General features: G+C 71.6%; 12 protein-coding genes. 7 read left to right on the top strand and 5 right to left on the bottom strand.

The window, feature by feature from the left end; translation table 11 throughout:
* Positions 1–86: 86 nt before the first annotated feature.
* Together AC4BEG_RS09670 and AC4BEG_RS09665 are read right to left on the bottom strand one after the other, a co-directional pair.
* Positions 87–1,592 carry a M81 family metallopeptidase gene (locus AC4BEG_RS09670; protein WP_490705478.1) on the bottom strand — a complete coding sequence of 502 codons (1,506 nt, stop codon included), beginning with the start codon at positions 1,590–1,592 and terminating at the stop codon, positions 87–89.
* Positions 1,593–1,665: 73 nt separating this feature from the next.
* On the bottom strand, positions 1,666–1,896 hold the full coding sequence (locus AC4BEG_RS09665) for a hypothetical protein (protein WP_490705477.1): 231 nt from the start codon (positions 1,894–1,896) through the stop codon (positions 1,666–1,668).
* 312 nt (positions 1,897–2,208) lie between these two features.
* Between AC4BEG_RS09665 and AC4BEG_RS09660 the strand changes: the two genes are divergently transcribed.
* The 3 genes from AC4BEG_RS09660 to AC4BEG_RS09650 all read left to right on the top strand — a co-directional run bounded on the left by AC4BEG_RS09660 (position 2,209) and on the right by AC4BEG_RS09650 (position 8,089).
* Complete coding sequence (locus AC4BEG_RS09660) at positions 2,209–4,443, top strand: MMPL family transporter (protein ID WP_490705476.1); 2,235 nt, start codon at positions 2,209–2,211, stop codon at positions 4,441–4,443.
* 255 nt (positions 4,444–4,698) lie between these two features.
* A complete protein-coding gene (locus tag AC4BEG_RS09655; protein WP_490705475.1) occupies positions 4,699–4,893 on the top strand; it encodes a hypothetical protein in 195 nt (64 codons plus the stop codon).
* 73 nt (positions 4,894–4,966) lie between these two features.
* Positions 4,967–8,089 carry a helix-turn-helix transcriptional regulator gene (locus AC4BEG_RS09650; protein ID WP_490705474.1) on the top strand — a complete coding sequence of 1,041 codons (3,123 nt, stop codon included), beginning with the start codon at positions 4,967–4,969 and terminating at the stop codon, positions 8,087–8,089.
* Between the two features lie 117 nt (positions 8,090–8,206).
* Here the strand turns inward: AC4BEG_RS09650 and AC4BEG_RS09645 are convergent, their stop codons facing one another.
* The 3 genes from AC4BEG_RS09645 to AC4BEG_RS09635 form a co-directional block, all read right to left on the bottom strand.
* Positions 8,207–8,374, bottom strand: a complete 168-nt coding sequence (locus AC4BEG_RS09645) for a DUF6191 domain-containing protein (RefSeq protein ID WP_201881032.1) — start codon at positions 8,372–8,374, stop codon at positions 8,207–8,209.
* Positions 8,375–8,602: 228 nt separating this feature from the next.
* Complete coding sequence (locus AC4BEG_RS09640; protein WP_490705473.1) at positions 8,603–9,802, bottom strand: PQQ-dependent sugar dehydrogenase; 1,200 nt, start codon at positions 9,800–9,802, stop codon at positions 8,603–8,605.
* Between the two features lie 168 nt (positions 9,803–9,970).
* Entirely contained in the window at positions 9,971–10,969 is a 999-nt protein-coding gene (locus AC4BEG_RS09635) for an aldo/keto reductase (protein ID WP_490705472.1), read from the bottom strand.
* Between the two features lie 75 nt (positions 10,970–11,044).
* On the opposite strand from AC4BEG_RS09635, the gene AC4BEG_RS09630 reads away from it, so the two are divergent.
* The 4 genes from AC4BEG_RS09630 to ilvN all read left to right on the top strand — a co-directional run bounded on the left by AC4BEG_RS09630 (position 11,045) and on the right by ilvN (position 17,932).
* A complete protein-coding gene (locus tag AC4BEG_RS09630) occupies positions 11,045–12,049 on the top strand; it encodes a 2-hydroxyacid dehydrogenase (protein ID WP_490705471.1) in 1,005 nt (334 codons plus the stop codon).
* Between the two features lie 334 nt (positions 12,050–12,383).
* Positions 12,384–15,293 (top strand): putative bifunctional diguanylate cyclase/phosphodiesterase, encoded by a 2,910-nt coding sequence (locus tag AC4BEG_RS09625; RefSeq protein WP_490705470.1) that lies wholly within the window; start codon positions 12,384–12,386, stop codon positions 15,291–15,293.
* 216 nt (positions 15,294–15,509) lie between these two features.
* On the top strand, positions 15,510–17,366 hold the full coding sequence (locus tag AC4BEG_RS09620) for an acetolactate synthase large subunit (RefSeq protein ID WP_490705469.1): 1,857 nt from the start codon (positions 15,510–15,512) through the stop codon (positions 17,364–17,366).
* Between the two features lie 41 nt (positions 17,367–17,407).
* Positions 17,408–17,932, top strand: coding sequence for an acetolactate synthase small subunit (ilvN, locus tag AC4BEG_RS09615; RefSeq protein ID WP_471204550.1), 525 nt, complete (start codon positions 17,408–17,410; stop codon positions 17,930–17,932).
* The last annotated feature ends 116 nt before the right edge of the window (positions 17,933–18,048 follow it).

The raw sequence follows: 18,048 nt of genomic DNA, 5'->3' as shown, positions 1-18,048 counted from the left end.
TGGGCCCGGGTGGGCCCACCCCGTCGTGCTGTACGCGGCGGAGGGTCCAGCCGTCGCCGATCGGCCGGTGCGACGGGGCGGCCCGGTCAGCGGGTGAGCAGCCGGGGGGTGAGATCCGGGGTGTCGAACTCCGCGTCGTCGAACGGGTACAGCGGCCGCTCGATGCGGTGGTGGCCCAGCCGCAGCAGATCCTGGTCCACCCCGCCGGGGGTGAGCGCCAGCCGCCAGTCCGCCGCCATCTCGTACAACTCCGGCTCCAGATAACCGATCTTGACGACCACCAGGTCGTAGCCGCGCGGATCCAGCTCCCCGAAGTCGGCCCGGGTGTGGAACGGTTTGCGGCGGCTGACCAGGACGACGGTGACCCCGCCGCTGCGCACGGCCGCCAGATCGCCGCCCACCTCGTCATCCCGCCGTAGCGCCACCACCTCGCCGGTGAGCTCGTACGGCGCGGCGTGCTCCCCGGTCCCGACGCTGACCGCGCCGCCGACCGACAGCCGTACGGTGGCGCCGAGCCCGGCGGTGAAGCACTCCGCGACCGCCGCGGGATCGGTGATACCGGGGTGCAGGGCGGTGACGCGGCCGGAGGCCAGCTCCTCGTGGGCCAGCAGCCGCCCCAGCACATAGGCCAGGTCACCGGCGCCCCCGGCGGTGGGATTGTCCCCGGAGTCGCTGATCAGGAACGGGCGGGCGGGGGAAGCCACGGCTTGGGCGATGCACTCGTCCGCGCTGCCGGTGGGGCCGACGAAGACGAAGTCGCGGCGCACCTCCCAGTATTCGCGGGCCAGGGAGCGGGCCTGTTCCACCGCGAGGACGGGGTCGTCGGCGGTGACCACCACCGCGGCCCGGCAGCGCGGTTCGTCCGCCCAGGCGTAGCCGACCCACACCGCGGCGTCCACCACGCCGTCCAGCGCCTCCACCGCGGCCAGCCGTCCGTAGAGCGACTTGGCGGGCTCCAGCCGGGTGCTGGTCTTCTCGCCGGGCAGCAGTACCGGGATCTGGACCCAGGCCACATGGGGGCGGCCCTTGTCGGAGACGAGCCGCTCCACCAGCTTGCGGGCGGCGCGCTCCCGGGTCTCCCAGGCGTCCTCGTGCGGGGCCAGCCGGTGGGCGGTGAGGAGGTCGAGCCGGTCGGCGAACCGGCGGGAGACATTGCCGTGCGGATCCATGGCGGCGGAGATCAGCGCGTCGGGGCCGATCGCCTCCCGTACCGCGTCGGTCAGATCGCCCTCGGCGTCCTCCATGCCGACCACGCTCATCGCGCCGTGGATGTCGTAGACCAGCCCGTCGAGGGGGCCGTCCTGGTGCGCCCGGCGCAGCCGGTCGGTGAGTTCACCCTTGATGCGGTCGTAGGTGTCGCGTTCGACCGGCCCGCCGGGGAGGGAGACGGCGTGCACCAGCGGAACCCATTCGACCCGTGCCGCGAGATCCCCGTCGGCCGCGGTCCAGGTGTAGCGGTCCAGCAGTTCGGCGCCGCGGGTGATCCGGAAGTCGTCGTAGGTGGTGCGGTGCGGGCTGAAGGTGCTGGATTCGATGGACATACCGCCGATCCCGATGCGCAGGCGGCGGCCTTGGGGTGCGGGGGGAGCCATGCTGTCTCGCTTTCGCGGTACGGAAGTCTCAGGGCGGTGGGTGGGAGAGGCGGCGCCGGCCGCGGGGAAGGGGTCAGCGGGCGGCGGCCCCGGCCAGGGGCATCGGACGGCCACCCGCGGCGAGTTCGCGCAGCGTGGCGTGGCCCGCGCCCAGCAGCCCCGCGTCGGCGCCGCTGGTGGCGGCCGTGATGGCCAGCTCGCTCGTGGCCATCGGCAGACAGCGTTCGTACCGGCGAGGCCCCACTCCCGCGCCGAGTTCGAGGACGTGCGCGGCGGAGCCGGGCTGCTCGTCGGCGGCGGCCATAGGGCGCCCTTTCCATGGGGTTGTTGTGGCATTTATCCTGAATTCGGTGCGACCACTTTATGCGTTGGCCGAATGAAGTCCCGGTATCTGATCGCGGCCCGCACTCCCGCTGGTCCCGGCGGCCGCGGTGTGAGGTGACGGGGGTGACCGGCCAGACCCGGGCCAAGAATGTGGTGATCCCCACAAAGGGGACAAAGGATCTTTTCCGGCTGGCAGAGTGCACAGGTCACAACCACATCACGCGCTCACCGCCACGGATCCGGCCATCGCCGGGAGCCCGCGCGAGACCGGCGCCGTACCCGGAAAGCAGCCATGGCCGCACTCGCCCGGTGGTGTCTCAGGCGCCCCGCCCTCGTCATCGTGCTGTGGCTGACGGCGTTCGCGGGAGTCGCCTCGGCGGCGGCCGCGGCCGGTTCCGCGTACTCCAACAACTACGACATCCCGGGAACCGACTCCTCCAGGGTCTCGGCCCTGCTGGAACAGCGCTTCCCCGACCGGTCCGGGGACAGCGACACCCTGGTCTGGCACACCCCCGCATCCGCTGGAACCGTAGCCTCCGCGGACGTCGAGCAACGGATGGCCCCGGCACTGCACCGGATCGCGCGGCTGCCCGGCATGGTCTCCGTGACCGGCCCCTACGGCGATGAGGGCAGCGGCCGGATCAGCGCCGACCGGCACACCGCCTACGCCACCGTCGTCTTCCGCGAACCCGCGACCGCCCTGAGTGAGGCCGAGGTGCGCCGGGTGCTGGACACCGCACGCGCCGCCGCCCGCTCAGTCCCCGGACTCCAGGTCGAAATGGGCGGGGCGGGCGCGAGCCTGACCGAGAGCTCCGGCTCCGCGCATCTCAGCGAGATCATCGGGGTCGCGGTGGCCGCCGTGGTCCTCTTCCTCGCCTTCGGTTCGGTCGCCGCGGCCCTGCTGCCGATCGTCACCGCGCTCATCGGCGTCGGCACCGCCTACGCCGCCATCGGACTGCTCGGCCACGCGATGACCGTGGCCGACTTCGCGCCCATGCTCGGGGTGCTGATCGGCCTCGGCGTCGGCATCGACTACGCGCTGTTCATCGTCACCCGGCACCGCCGGGGGCTGCGGAGTGGGCTGTCGGTCGACGAGGCCGCACGGCGCGCGGTGGCCACCTCGGGCCGTGCGGTGGTCTTCGCGGGCGTCACCGTCTGTCTCGCCCTGCTCGGCATGCTTGTGCTGCGGCTGGAGTTCCTGGGCGGGGTCGCGGTGGCGGCCTCGCTCACGGTCGCGCTCACCGTCGCCGCCTCGCTCACCCTGCTGCCCGCGCTGCTCGGCCTGATCGGAACGAAGGCCCTGAGCCGGCGGGAACGCGCCCGGCTGGCCGCGCACGGTCCACGGCCGGTGCGCCATCACGGCCTGGCCAACCGCTGGGCGGCCCTCGTCGAACGCCGCCCCAAGCTGCTGGGCGGAGTGGCCGCCGCCGTGGTCCTCGTGCTCGCCGTGCCCACCTTCTCCCTCCATCTGGGCACCTCCGACCAGGGCAACAACCCCGCCGACTCCACCACCCGACGCGCCTACGACCTGCTCGCCGAAGGGTTCGGCCCCGGCTTCAACGGCCCGCTCACGCTCATCGGCCGGATCGACGGGGCGGACGACCGGATGGCCTTCACCGAGCTGCCCCACACCCTGCGCGCCACCAAGGGCGTGGCGTCGGTGAGCGCCGCGGACCTCGGCGGAGGGGGTGACACCGGGCTCATCACCGTCGTCCCGAAGACCGCCCCACAGGCCGAGGCCACCTCCCAACTCGTCCACCGGCTGCGCGCGGAGGTGCTGCCGGAGGCCGAACGGGGCAGTTCGCTGCGGGTGTACGTGGGCGGACTGACCGCGGGCTACGACGACTTCGCCGCGGTGATCGTCGCCAAGCTGCCGCTGTTCGTGGGGGTGGTGGTGGCCCTCGGCTGTGTGCTGCTGCTGCTCGCGTTCCGCAGCATCGGCATCCCCGTCAAGGCGGCGGTCATGAACGTGGCCGCCGTCGCGTCGTCCTTCGGCGTGGTCGTCGCGATCTTCCAATGGGGCTGGGGGAGCGAGCTGCTGGGGCTGGGCAGGGCGGGCCCGATCGAACCCTTCCTGCCGGTGATCATGGTCTCGGTGCTCTTCGGCCTCTCCATGGACTACCAGGTCTTCCTGGTCAGCCGGATGTACGAGGAGTGGCAGCACAACCGGGACAACCGGATCGCGGTCCGGGTCGGTCTCGCCGAGACCAGCCGGGTCATCAACTCCGCCGCCATCATCATGATCGCCGTCTTCTCCGCGTTTGTGCTCAGCGGCGACCGGATCATCGCGATGTTCGGCATCGGGCTCGCCGCCGCCGTCGCCCTGGACGCCTTCGTACTGCGCACGCTGCTGGTGCCCGCCCTGATGCATCTGCTCGGCGGCGCCAACTGGTGGCTGCCGGGCTGGCTGGAGCGGCTGCTGCCGCGGATCAGCATCGAGGGGGAGAGCGCGGCGCCCGGTCCGGTGACCCTGCCCGCACAGCGCGACGGACAGACCGTGGAGGCGGGCACACGGGGCGGCGTCTGAGGCGGGCGGCTGGGCGGGTCTGCGGCGTCTGAGGAGGTACGGCCCGGTCGCCCGGTGTCCTGAGCACCGGCCGAGGCCGATGCCTAAGGACCTGCCTAAGGCCCCCGCCCGCGCCGGGCCGAGGGCCTAAGGCCCCCGGCCGGACGAAGATCGGGCAGCCTCCCGATGTGCCGGAACCCCCTGGCGGACGAAAGTGGAGTCACCTTCGGAGCACGTCCTGCCTTCGAAGAACACCTCGTCTTCAGGGAGAACACCATGCTGCACCACGAACTCCACCGCGTCCGTGAGGCCGAGCTGCTGCGCCGGGCCGCCGCCGAGCGCCTGGCCCGTGAGGCCGCCACCGGACGCCGCGGCCGGTCCGCGGAACCCGAATCGGGAGGGCGGGTGAAGCTGATCCGGCGGTCCGGCCATGGACACCGCTCGTCCCGGTCCTACGGCACCGCGGCCTGACCACGGCTTCCATGCCATGACGACCGTGGAGGCCACTGGGAAAGACCGCGCCCGGACACCGGACTCCTGTGCGATGCTCAGTGACGTGTACACCACGTCTGTCAGCCCGGTGTTCGTCGGCCGCACCGAGGAACTGTCCCTCCTCGATGACGCGCTCGCCCGCGCCACCGCGGGCGAGCCGCAGGTGCTGCTGATCGGCGGGGAAGCCGGGGTCGGCAAGACCCGGCTGGTCGACGAGTTCCTGGCCATCGCCGTGGCCACCGGAGCCGTCGCCGCCACCGGCGGCTGTGTCGAAATCGGCGCCGACGGGCTGCCGTTCGCCCCCGTCTCCACCGTGCTGCGCTCCCTGCGCCGCAAACTGGGCACCGAACTGGACGGAGCCGCCGCCGGGCAGGAGGGCGAACTCGCCCGGCTGCTGCCCGAACTGGGCGAGACCGCCCGCGAGTCCCACGATGCGGACGGGCGGGCCCGGCTCTTCGAACTCACCGTCCGGCTGCTGGAGCGGCTGGCCGCCGACCGCACCCTCGTGGTCGGCATCGAAGACCTGCACTGGGCCGACCGCTCCACCCGTGAACTGCTCGCCTATCTCTTCCGCTCGCTGCTCAGCGCCCGGCTGCTGGTCGTCGCCACCTACCGCTCCGACGACATCCACCGGCGCCATCCCCTGCGGCCCTTCCTCGCCGAAGTCGACCGGATGCGCGAGGTCCAGCGGATCGAGCTGGCCCGCTTCAACCGCGGTGAAGTACGGGACCAGATCGCCGGGATCAACGGCAGGGAGCCCGAACGCCAGCTGGTCGACCGGATCTTCAAGCGCAGCGACGGCAACGCCTTCTTCGTCGAGGAGATCGCCCGCTCCCTCAACGAGGGCTGTAGCAGCGGGCTCAGCGAATCCTTGCGCGATCTGCTGCTGGTGCGGGTCGAGGCACTGCCCGAGGAGTCGCAGGCGGTGGTGCGGATCCTCGCCGAGGGCGGCTCGTCCGTGGAGTACCCGCTGCTGCGCAGGGTCGCCCGGTTCGACGAGGACGAACTGATCGACGCGCTGCGCTCGGCCGTCGGCGCCAATATCGTTCAGCCCACGCCCGATGAGAACGGCTACCGCTTCCGGCACGCGCTGGTGCGCGAGGCCGTCGTCGACGATCTGCTGCCCGGCGAGCGCTCCCGGCTCAACCGGCAGCTCGCCGAGGCCCTGGAGGCCGAACCCTCCCTGGTGCGCGCCGATGAGCGGGCCGCCCGGCTGGCCAGCTACTGGTACCACGCCCATGACCCGGCCAAGGCGCTGCCCGCCGTACTCCGGGCCTCCGTCGAAGCCCGCAGGCGCTACGCCCACGCCGAGCAACTGCGGCTGCTGGAGCGGGCCATGGAGCTGTGGGAGGACACCCCCAACGAGATCCGCGAGACACAGCGCCCCCTGGGCTACGCCGAGGCGTATCCGCCCTACGGCAGCGAGGACGAGGCCCTGCGCCATCTCGATCTGCTCGCCGAGGTGGTGGTGGCCGCCCATATGTCCGGCCAGCCCGAACGCGCCCTCGCGGTCAGCAGGAAGGCCCTGCGGAAGCTGGCCAAGGGCGACGGCGATCCGCTGCGGGCCGCCTGGTTCTGGACCCAGAAGTCCAAACTGCTGGAGACCGTGGGGCGCAGTGACGGCTGGGAGGAGCTGAGCCGTGCCCAGGAGCTGGTGCGCGGACTGCCGCCGTCCCCGGTGCACGCCGAGGTCATGGCCCATATGGCGGGCTGGACCATGACCCACCGCCCGGGGCCGCAGGGGCTGGCCGTCGCCGAGCGGGCGGTGGAGCTGGCCCGGATGGTCGGCGCGGAGAGCACCGAACTGCACGCCCGGCTGACCCTGGGCTACTTCACCGGCGACTCGGGCGACACCGAGCGCGGGCTGGCCGAGATGCGCGAGGTCTGCGCACGGGCCGTGGCCCTGGGCGACATCAGCGTCCTGGGGCGCTGCTATGTCAATCTGGCCTCGGCCCTGGAGGGCGTCGGCAGATCGGTCGAGGCGGTCGAGGCGTCGGAGGAGGGCGACCGGGTGTTGGACCGCTTCGGGCTCGTGGACTCCCGGGCCTGGGTGTACGGCAACCTCGCGGAGTCGCTCTTCTCCCTGGGCCGGGTGGGCGAGGCGGAGAAGGCAGCCCGGAAGACCCTGCGGCTCGCCCTGGGCACCAAACCGCGTGGCAGCGCCTGCAACCGGCTGGCCACGCTGGCCCTGATGCGCGGCGACTGGGACACCGCGGAACGCGAACTCGCCGCGGCCCGCGAACACTTCGGCCCCCACAACTACGAGCCGCAGTACACCATCCAGACCGCGTGCTTCGGCATCAAGCTGGCCTCCGGGCGTGGCCGCATCCTGGACGTCCGGGCCCTGCTGGACCAGGCCCTGGACGCCGGATTCCCGCCCGGAATGCAGCGCTACGCCTGGCCGCTGCTGAACGCGGCCGCCTCCGCCGAGACCGCCGCTCGTGGGCTGCCCACCGCGGAGCCCGGCCGCGCCGCCACCCTGGCCCGGATCGCCGCGGCCGCCAAGCGGCTGCCACAGGCGGTGCCGATGTGGCGGGCCTACGCCGCGCTGCTCCAGGCCGAACTGGGGCGCGCCGACGGGCACAGCCGCCCCGACCACTGGGCCGAGGCCACCGATGCCTTCGCCGCCCTGGACCGGCCGTATCCGCTGGCCCGCGCCCGGCACCGCTGGGCGGAGGCGCTGCTCGACGCGGGCCGCGGCCCGGTGGTGGGCACCGGCGGCCGCGAGCAGGCCGCCGAACTCCTCGCCCAGGCGCATGCCGCGGCCGAGCGGCTGGGGGCGCGCCCGCTGCGCGAGGAGATCGAGCTGCTGGCCCGGCGCGCCCGGCTGCCGCTGGCGCCCGCGGCCACCCGTGCCGCGCTCGCCACCCCCGAGTCCGGCACCCGTGCGCTCCCCATGACGGCCGCCCTCGCGAACTCCCCGGCCCCCGAAGCCGCCGACCCCGCCGCGGAGCTGGGGCTGACGCCCCGCGAGCGCGATGTGCTGCGGCTGGTCGCCGCGGGCCGCAGCAACCGCCAGATAGCCGAGGAGCTGTTCATCTCGCCGAAGACGGCGAGTGTGCATGTCTCCAACATCCTGGCGAAGCTGGGCGTCTCGGGCCGAGGTGAGGCCGCCGCCGTGGCGCACCGGCTGCGCGTGGTCGACGGCCTGCCCGACGGCGCGGTGGCCCGCTGACGAGCTGCTCCGGACGGGAACCAGCGGGCGGGAAGCGACGGGCAGGAAGCGGCGGACGGACGGCGGCTCGGGACCGCGGTCCGGTTGCCCGAGCGGGGCTCGGGTGCTCCCGGGGGCTCAGTCGGTCCCGCGGGGGCGGACCACCACCCGGCCGGAGTCGAGGTCTATCGGGCCCTTCCCCGGGTCATTGCTGCCCACTTCGTCCAGGGTGACCTCCAGCCGGTTGCGCTCCTCCTCGGTGTGCTTGCGGCCGGGCGCGAACAGTTCCTCGATGAGGTTGAACATGGCGACCCCCGTTGGCTGTACGGCTCCAGCCAGTGTAGGCAGACTCCGGCCGGAATCGGGCGCGCCATGACATCTCCGGCGAACACCGAGAATCCATTGGCCCGTTCACCGTTCACCCATCTCCACACCGGCCGCGCCCCGCACCGGGCCTGCCTCCGCGCTGGACCCGCTCCCGCACCGGCCACCGGGCCCTACCCTCTCCCGCGCCGGGCCCGCCTCCGCGCTCGCTCAGCTGACCTTGAGCTTCAGGATCCGGTCGTCCTGCTTGCCCGGCTCGCCCCGCCCGTCCGTATTGCTGGTCGTCACCCACAGCCCCCCGTCGTCCGTGGCCACCACACTCCGCAGCCGCCCGTACTTCCCCACCAGGAACGACTGGGGCTTGGCCACCGGCCGCTCACCCTTCAGCGGAATCCGCCACAGCCGCTCCCCGCGCAGCCCCGCCATCCACACCGAACCCTTGGCGATGGCGATACCGCTGGGTGAGGCATCGGCGGGCTTCCACTGCTCCAGCGGATCGACAAAGCCCTTCTTGCCTGCCTTGCCCTCGGTCTCGGGCCAGCCGTAGTTCTTGCCCGGCTTGATCAGATTGAGCTCGTCCCAGGTGTCCTGGCCGAACTCGGAGGCCCACAGCTGCTTGTCCCGGTCCCAGGCCAGGCCCTGGACATTGCGGTGGCCGTAGGAATAGACCACCGAATCGGCATCCGGATTGCCATGGGCGGGCTCGCCCTCGGGGGTCATCCGCAGGATCTTGCCGCCATAGGAGTCCAGGTCCTGGGCCAGTCCGCGGTCCCCGCTCTCGCCCGTGCCCGCGTAGAGCATCTTGTCGGGGCCGAAGGCGATCCGCCCACCGTTGTGGATCGCGCCCTTGGGGATGCCCTTGAAGATGGTGTCCGGGGCGCCCAGCTGATCACCCGCGGGGCGCTTGTCGTCGTACATCATCCGCGCGATGCGGTTGTCGGAATCGGTGGTGAAGTACGCGTACACCATGTGGTCCGAGCCGAAGTCGGAGGAGACCGCGAGCCCCAGCAGCCCTCCCTCGCCCGTCGCGGCGACTCCGGGGACCGACCCCAGCTCGGTCTTCTTCCCGGTGTCCGCCGAGATCTTGAAGATCTTCCCGGTGTTCCGCGAGGACACCAGCAGATCCCCGCCGGGCAGCGGAGCCACGCCCCAGGGCGAGTCCAGCTTGGTCGTCAGGGTGCGCTCGACCTTCACCGACCCCTTCTCGGGCGCGGCGGACGCGGTGGGTGACGGGGTGCCCGGCGAGGGGGAGTCGCTCCCGGAACCCGGCTTTCCCGAGGACGACTTCCGGTCTTCCGGTCTGGCGAAGCTGTCCCCGTCGGACGAGCAGCCGGCCACGAGCAGCAGCGTGGCAGCGGCGGCGATGACGGGGATGAGGCGGGGACGTCGCACGGTCGGATTCCTCTCCATGGGCACAGGTGCCGCAGCGCGACACTGATTCTTATACACCGCAGCCCCGCGCCGGGTTCCCTCCACCGATCATGCAGGTTCCGCGATCAGGCAGATCCCCCGCCGGCCCCCGGCCCCCAGCCTTCGGGCTCCTGAATCCCCGACCCCCGACCCCCGGGCCGCCGGGCGTCAGTCCCACGACCCCCGCGCCCGCGGCAGCCGCGCGATCTCCACCAGGTCCTCGCCGGTCAGCATCACCTCGGCTGCCGCGCAGTTCTCCGCCGCCCACCGCTCCCGTTTGGTTCCCGGCACCGGAACCACATGCGGCCCCTGCGCCAGTAGCCACGCCAGCGCCACCTGCGCCGCCGTCACCGACTCCCCGTGCCGCCGCGCCACCCTCCGCAGCCCCGCCACGATCGGCTGGTTCGCCGCCATCATCTCGGCGGTGAAGCGCGGGTGGCGAGCGCGCATGTCGTCCGGCTCGAACCCCGACCCCGGGGTCAGGGTGCCGCTCAGGAAGCCGTTGCCGAGCGGCATCGCGGCCAGGAACCCCACCCCACGCGAGGAGCACCACGGCACCAGCGTCTCCAGCGCCTCCGGTGACCAGACCGACAGCTCCGCCTGCACACAGGCCACCGGGAAGACCTGCTGCACCCGCTCCAGCTGCCGCACCGTGGCGTCGTGCATCCCGGCGCCGGTGCGCCGCTGCGCCCGCGCCCCCACCGCGCACAGTCCCAGCGCCCGTACTTTCCCGGCGGCGACCAGCTCCGCCATCGCGCCCCAGGTCTCCTCTATCGGCACCTCCGGATCGGCCCGGTGGAGCTGGTAGAGATCGATCACATCGGTCTGGAGCCGCCGCAGCGAGGCGTCACAGGCCCGCTTCACATAGCCGGGCCGTCCGTTGGCCACGATGTGCTGGTCGCCCACCAACAGTCCGCACTTGGTGGAGACGAAGGCGTCCGCGCGCCGCTCCTTGAGCACCCGCCCCACCAGCAGCTCATTGGTGAACGGCCCGTACATGTCGGCGGTGTCCAGCAGGTTCGTGCCCGCGTCGAGCGCGGTGTGCACCGCGCGCAGCGAGTCCTCGCCGTTGCGCTGCGAAGCGGTGTACGCCCAGTTCATGGGCATGCATCCGAGGCCGATCGCGCCTACCTCGAGCGCCGCCGGTCCGATTGTCCTGCGCTCCACCTGGCCTGACCCCTCCCGTTCCTCGCACCAAAGCTAACCTCTGCCGGGGACTCCTACTTCGCATAGCCTCCTGGCATGAGTGCAGACCACAGCGATACGTTCCGCCACCATGATCCGTCTCATGGTTCTCCGGACGGCTCCGCACCTCCGCTGGCCTGGCTGCCGATCCCGCCCGAGGAGATCGACGGGCTTCCCGACGGCCTCTCCTACGCCTTCTGGGACGGCGGTCCGGACTTCCCCACCGACCCCGCCCGCTGCGCCTTCTACTGCGTGCCGTACATGAAGGGTGTGGAGGTGTCCGTACGCCCGCTGCCGGAGATGACCAACGTCCAGGTGATCCAGACCCTGACCGCCGGAATAGACGACATGCGGCCCGCGCTCGCCGGTCTCCCGCCCGGCGTACAGCTGTGCAACGCGCGCGGGGTGCACGACGCGAGCACCGCGGAGCTGGCCCTGACCCTGATCCTCGCGTCCCTGCGCGGCATCCCCGACTTCGTCCGCGGCCAGGACGCGGGGGAGTGGCGGGCCGGGTTCCGTCCGGCGCTGGCCGACAAGTCCGTTCTGATCGTCGGATACGGATCCATCGGCCGTGCGATCGAGGACCGGCTTGTGCCCTTTGAGTGCGAGCGGGTCATGCGCGTCGCGCGCTCCCCGCGCACCACCGAGCGCGGTCCGGTGCACCCGATCGACTCCTTGCCCCAACTGCTTCCGGAAGCCGATGTGGTGGTGCTGGTGACCCCGCTCACCGAGGCCACCCGCGGTCTGGCCGGGGCGGCCTTCCTGGCGCGCATGAAGGACGGTGCGCTGCTGGTGAATGTCTCACGCGGTCCGGTGGTGGACACCAAGGCCCTGCTCGCCGAGGTGGAGAGGGGCCGGCTGCTCGCCGCGCTGGATGTGACCGATCCCGAACCGCTGCCCGCCGGGCACCCCCTGTGGCACGCTCCTGGAGTGCTCATCACGCCGCACGTGGGCGGCCCCTCGTCGGCGTTCCTGCCGCGCGCCAAGCGGCTGTTGCGCGACCAGTTGACGCGCTTCGCGTCCGGCGAGTCGCTCCGTCATCCGGTGGTCATCACGGGGTAGACATGCCTCTGGCACCACATACAGGCACTGATTGACTGCACTCCGTATATACAACACCCTAGTCGGTTACGGTGCGTAGATGGCCTATGTCCCTGAGTGACCAGTCTGGTGTATCGTCCCGAGCGGGGGCTGCGCCACTGACCTGACGGCGTCAGCGATGGACCGGAACTCGAGGGGGGCGACGGGCGATGTATGGCCGATGGACCAACGACCCGACGCAGCTCAGGCGTCGACCGCGACATTTCCGCGCAGCCGCGCGGCTCTCGAACTCGATGAGGCGCACGGGGATATGGCTCCCGGAGCGGCGGTCCCTCGCGCAGTGGACGGGTGTCCGGTGACCGCCACCGGAGCGGTGCTCGCCCGCCCGTCGGTGTCCGACGGCGGTGCGGGGCTGCTGCCTCAGGTCCTCCTCGCCGTGGTCTGCGGCGGCTATGCGGCGGGCGCCGTGCTCGGCTGGGGGTCGCCCGAACTGGCCCTCTTCATGGGGGACTTCGGCTTGAGCGCCGCCGCGCTCGCCGCCGCCGCCTCCTGTCTGTGGTACGGCCGCAGGCACTCCGGCCGGATGCGCCCCGCCTGGCTGCTGTTCGCCGCCTCCTCCGCCATGGGGGCGCTGGGTAACGGCGTATGGGGCTGGTACGAGGTGGTGCTCGGCCGCTCCGTGCCCACGCCGTCGGCCGCCGACTTCTGCTTCCTGCTCTTCGCCCCACCCGCCATCGTCGGCATGCTGGTGCTCGCCAAGCGTCCGGTCACCCGGGCCGGATGGATCTGTCTGGGGCTCGACGCCTGGCTGATCGCCGGATCCCTGGTCACGCTCTCCTGGAGCCTGGCGCTCGCCCACACCGGACAGGCCGGCGGGAGCGGCGAGTCGGTGGCCCGCAGAGCCCTTTCGCTGGCCTATCCACTGCTGGACATCGTGCTGGTCAGCATGGTGATCGTGCTGCACTTCCGGCGCTCGTCCGGCAGCAATCGCTCCGCGATCAACACGGCCATCGCCGCCTTCGCGCTGACCGTGCTGTGCGACGCGCTGTTCACCTCCCCGATGCTGCGCGAGCACTACCGCTCGGGGCAGATCCTGGACGCCGGATGGTTCGCCGGTTCGCTGCTGCTGGCGTACGCCCCGTGGGTGGCCCGGCGCGAGGCCGTCGAGGCCCCGCCTCCGGTGCGCCGCATCGCCCAGCCCAGCCGCCCCATCGCGGGCTCCCTCGGCGCACTCGCGCCCTATCTGGCCGCGGCCGTCTGCACCCTGGGAATCCTGTTCAACGTGATGGACGGGCGGCCGATCGACGGGGTGGTGCTCTTCACCGCCTGCGCGGTCGTGCTCGCCCTGGTCGTACGGCAGGCGATCATGCTCCTGGACAACATCACCCTCACCCAGGAACTCGCCCAGAAGGAGAACCACTTCCGCTCCCTGGTGCAGAGTTCCAGCGATGTGATCATGATCGCCGCGCCCACCGGCATCCTGCGCTACGTCAGCCCCGCCGCCTCCGGTGTCTACGGCCGTGACGCGGATGACCTGGTCGGCTCCGAATTGGCCTCGCTCATCCACCCCGAGGACCTCGGATCGGTCGTCCACGAGGTGCGCCGGTTCCTGGCCGCCTCGCCGGGGGAGGAGCCCACCACCCGGATCGAGTGCCGCTTCCGCTCCGGCTCCGGCGACTGGCTCAACGTGGAGTCCACGATCAACCGCCACCACGGCGGCCTGATCTTCAACAGCCGCGATGTCACCGAGCGGGTGCGTCTCCAGGCCCAGTTGCAGCACAACGCCGAGCACGACCCGCTCACCGACCTGCCCAACCGCGCCCTGTTCACCAAGCGGGTCCGGCACGCCGTGGCCGGGCGCCGCCGCACCGACGCGGGCACCGCCGTGCTCTTCATCGATCTCGACGGCTTCAAGGCCGTCAACGACACCGTCGGCCACCAGGCGGGCGACGAGCTGCTCGTCCAAGCCGCCCGCAGGCTCCAGGAGTCCGTGCGCTCCGGCTCCGGCGACTGCGCGGCCCGTCTCGGGGGCGATGAGTTCGCCGCCCTCATCGTCGGCGACGGCGACGGGGATGCCGGGGACCGCGAGTGCCGCATCCTGGAGATCGCCGACCGGCTGCGCGCCCGGCTCTCCCAGCCCTACCGGGTCGAGGGCGGCACCGAGGTCAGAGTCGCCGCCAGCATCGGCGTCGCCTTCGCCGAGCCCGGGATCAGCCCCGGCGCCCTGATGCGCAACGCCGACCTGGCGATGTACCGCGCCAAGGCCCGGGGCAAGAACCGCGTGGAGCTCTACGCACCGCAGATGCAGGCCGAGGTGGCCCGCCGCGCGGAGGTCGCCACCCGGCTGCGTGCGGCCCTCCACGACGGCGAGTTCGTCCTGCTGCACCAGCCCGTGGTGGAGCTGGCGAGCGGCCGGATCACCGCCGTCGCGGCGCAGGCCCGCTGGCGTTCGGCGCAGGGCATCCTGTTCACCCCCGCCGAGTTCCTCCGCGTCGCCGACAACGGCCGGGGCGGCGGTGACGAGGCCGCCCGCACCGCCGAGCTCGCCCGCTGGATGCTGGAGGCCGCCGTGGAGCAGGCCGCCCAGCGCCGCCGGGACGGCCACTCCGTGCCCGTCTGCGTCCGGCTGCCCGCCGGGCGCCTGGTGGACAAGTCGATGCCGCCCAAGAGCGTGGAGACGCTGCTGGCCCGGCACGGACTGCCATCCGGATCGCTGATCCTGGAGCTGACCGACAGCGATCCGCGGATGCCGCTGGAGGAGCTGGAGCACCGGCTCGGCGCGCTGCGCCGGCTCGGGGTGCGGATCGCCCTGGACGGCTTCGGCAGCGGCTATGCCGCGATCAGGTCGCTGCGCCGACTCCCCGTCGATGTGCTCAAACTGGACCCCGGCCTGGTGGAGGGGGTCGTGGAATCCTCCCGGCTGCATAAGATCACCTCAGGGCTGCTGAGGATCGCGGGCGACCTGGGGATGCTGTCCATCGCCGAGGGCGTGGACCTTCCGGAGCAGCTCGTCACCCTCCGCGGAATGGGCTGCACTCACGCCCAGGGCATGGCCTTCAGCGGCCCGCTCGATGAGCACCGGCTGCGCCGGGCACTGACGCGCGGTGCCTATCCGGTGCCCCGCTCGGATGCTCCGCTGCTGGTCGGGGGTGCGCCGGCGGTGCGTCACGGCGGCCACAGCGGCCTGCACGCGCCGCGCCGGACGGAGTCTCACAGCCACCCTCCCGCCCGCTCAAATACTGAGACGCCTGTCCCACCCACTTGACACCCGATATGCGCCGGGTGGAGGGTCGGAGCCATGCGCACCCGAATTCTCGTACTTGGACAGCGCGTCGGCTGAGCAGGGCCACTTTGAAAGCCCTGCGGACCCTCACCGGCGCGCTCCCCTCGCTTGCCTCCTGGCACGAGGGGTTTTTTGTTGCACTGACACCTGGTGCAGCGCCCTCTCCCTCCCCGCACAAAACCCTCATTCGAGAAGAGAATGCCGATGACCGAGCAGGCCACCGGGGCCCACCATCCCCAGCCGCGGGCCCGTAACGGCGGATCGCAGTCCGCCACCGTCGAGCACGTCACGGGCGCGCAGTCCCTCATCCGCTCGCTCGAGGAGGTCGGCGCCGACACCGTGTTCGGCATTCCCGGCGGTGCGATCCTCCCGGCGTACGACCCGATGATGGACTCCTCGAAGGTCCGGCATGTGCTCGTCCGTCACGAGCAGGGTGCGGGTCACGCGGCCACCGGTTACGCGCAGGCCACCGGCAAGGTCGGTGTCTGCATGGCGACCTCGGGTCCGGGCGCCACCAACCTGGTCACCCCGATCGCCGACGCCCATATGGACTCGGTGCCGATCGTCGCGATCACCGGTCAGGTCGCGTCCAAGGCCATCGGTACGGACGCCTTCCAGGAGGCGGACATCTGCGGCATCACCATGCCGATCACCAAGCACAACTTCCTGGTCACGCGGGCCGAGGACATCCCTCAGACGATCGCCGAGGCGTTCCACATCGCCTCCACCGGCCGCCCCGGCCCGGTCCTGGTCGACATCGCCAAGGACGCCCTCCAGGCCCGGACCACCTTCTCCTGGCCGCCGCAGACCGATCTGCCCGGCTACCGCCCGGTCACCAAGCCGCACGCCAAGCAGATCCGCGAGGCCGCCCGGCTGATCACCCAGGCCGAGCGCCCGGTGTTGTATGTCGGCGGCGGTGTGATCAAGGCCCAGGCCACGGCCGAGCTGAGGGTCCTGGCCGAGCTGACCGGGGCGCCGGTCACCACCACCCTGATGGCGCTGGGGTCCTTCCCCGACAGCCACCGGCTCCACCTGGGCATGCCGGGGATGCACGGCACCGTCGCCGCCGTCACCGCCCTCCAGAAGGCCGATCTGATCGTGGCGCTCGGGGCCCGCTTCGACGACCGCGTCACCGGCAAGCTGGACTCCTTCGCCCCGCACGCGAAGATCGTCCACGCGGACATCGACCCGGCGGAGATCGGCAAGAACCGCGCGGCCGACGTGCCGATCGTCGGTGACGCCCGCGAGGTCATCGCCGATCTGGTGGTCGCCGTTCAGGCCGAGCACGACGCGGGCCACACCGGTGACTACACCGGCTGGTGGGAGGATCTGAACCGGTGGCGGGAGACCTACCCGCTCGGCTACGACCAGCCTGCCGACGGCAGCCTGTCCCCGCAGCAGGTCATCCAGCGGATCGGCCGACTGGCGCCGCAGGACACGATCTTCGCCGCGGGGGTCGGTCAGCACCAGATGTGGGCCGCCCACTTCATCGACTACGAGAAGCCGGGCACCTGGCTGAACTCGGGCGGTGCCGGAACCATGGGATACGCCGTCCCGGCCGCCATGGGCGCCAAGGCCGGTGCCGAGGACCGTCCGGTGTGGGCGATCGACGGGGACGGCTGCTTCCAGATGACCAACCAGGAGCTGGTCACCTGCGCGCTGAACAACATCCCGATCAAGGTCGCGATCATCAACAACGGCGCGCTGGGCATGGTCCGCCAGTGGCAGACCCTCTTCTACAACCAGCGCTACTCCAACACCGTGCTGCACTCCGGCCCCGACACCCCCAACCAGCAGAACCTGGGCACCCGGGTCCCCGACTTCGTCAAGCTCGCCGAGGCCATGGGCTGTGTGGGCCTGCGCTGTGAGGACCCGGCCGACCTCGACGCCGTCATCGAGAAGGCCAACGCGATCAACGACCGCCCGGTGGTCGTGGACTTCATCGTCCACGAGGACGCCATGGTCTGGCCGATGGTCGCGGCCGGCACCTCCAACGACGAGATCCTGGCGGCGCGCGACACCCGCCCGGACTTCGGCGACGGCGAAGACGACTGAAGACCAGGACCGAGACGAGAGAAGAAGAGAGACACAAGCCCATGTCCAAGCACACGCTCTCCGTCCTGGTGGAGAACACCCCCGGCATCCTGGCCCGGATCGCCGCCCTGTTCTCCCGCCGTGGCTTCAACATCGACTCGCTCGCCGTGGGCGTCACCGAGCACCCCGACATCTCCCGCATCACTATCGTGGTCAATGTCGAGGAGCTGCCTCTGGAGCAGGTCACCAAGCAGCTCAACAAGCTGGTCAATGTACTGAAGATCGTCGAGTTGGAGGACAGCGCGGCGATCCAGCGGGAGCTGGTCCTGGTGAAGGTCCGCGCCGACAACGAGACCCGTTCGCAGGTCGTGGAGATCGTCCAGCTCTTCCGCGCCAAGACCGTGGACGTCTCCCCGGAGGCCGTGACGATCGAGGCCACCGGCAGCAGCGACAAGCTGGAGGCCATGCTGCGGATGCTGGAGCCGTACGGGATCAAGGAGCTGGTGCAGTCCGGCACCATCGCCATAGGACGCGGCGCCCGCTCCATCACCGACCGGAGCCTGCGCGCTCTCGACCGCTCCGCCTGACCGGCGGGTCGCGGCGGGCACCCGCCGCGACCGACCGTATTGCGAGACCCCAGGACCATTCCCGGCCCGCCCGTCATACGGTGGGACGCACAACCCAAACGCTAGGAGAATCCCGA

Source organism: Streptomyces sp. JLBJ103, from assembly GCF_058215575.1.
This window is presented reverse-complemented; position numbering and strand designations above follow the sequence as displayed.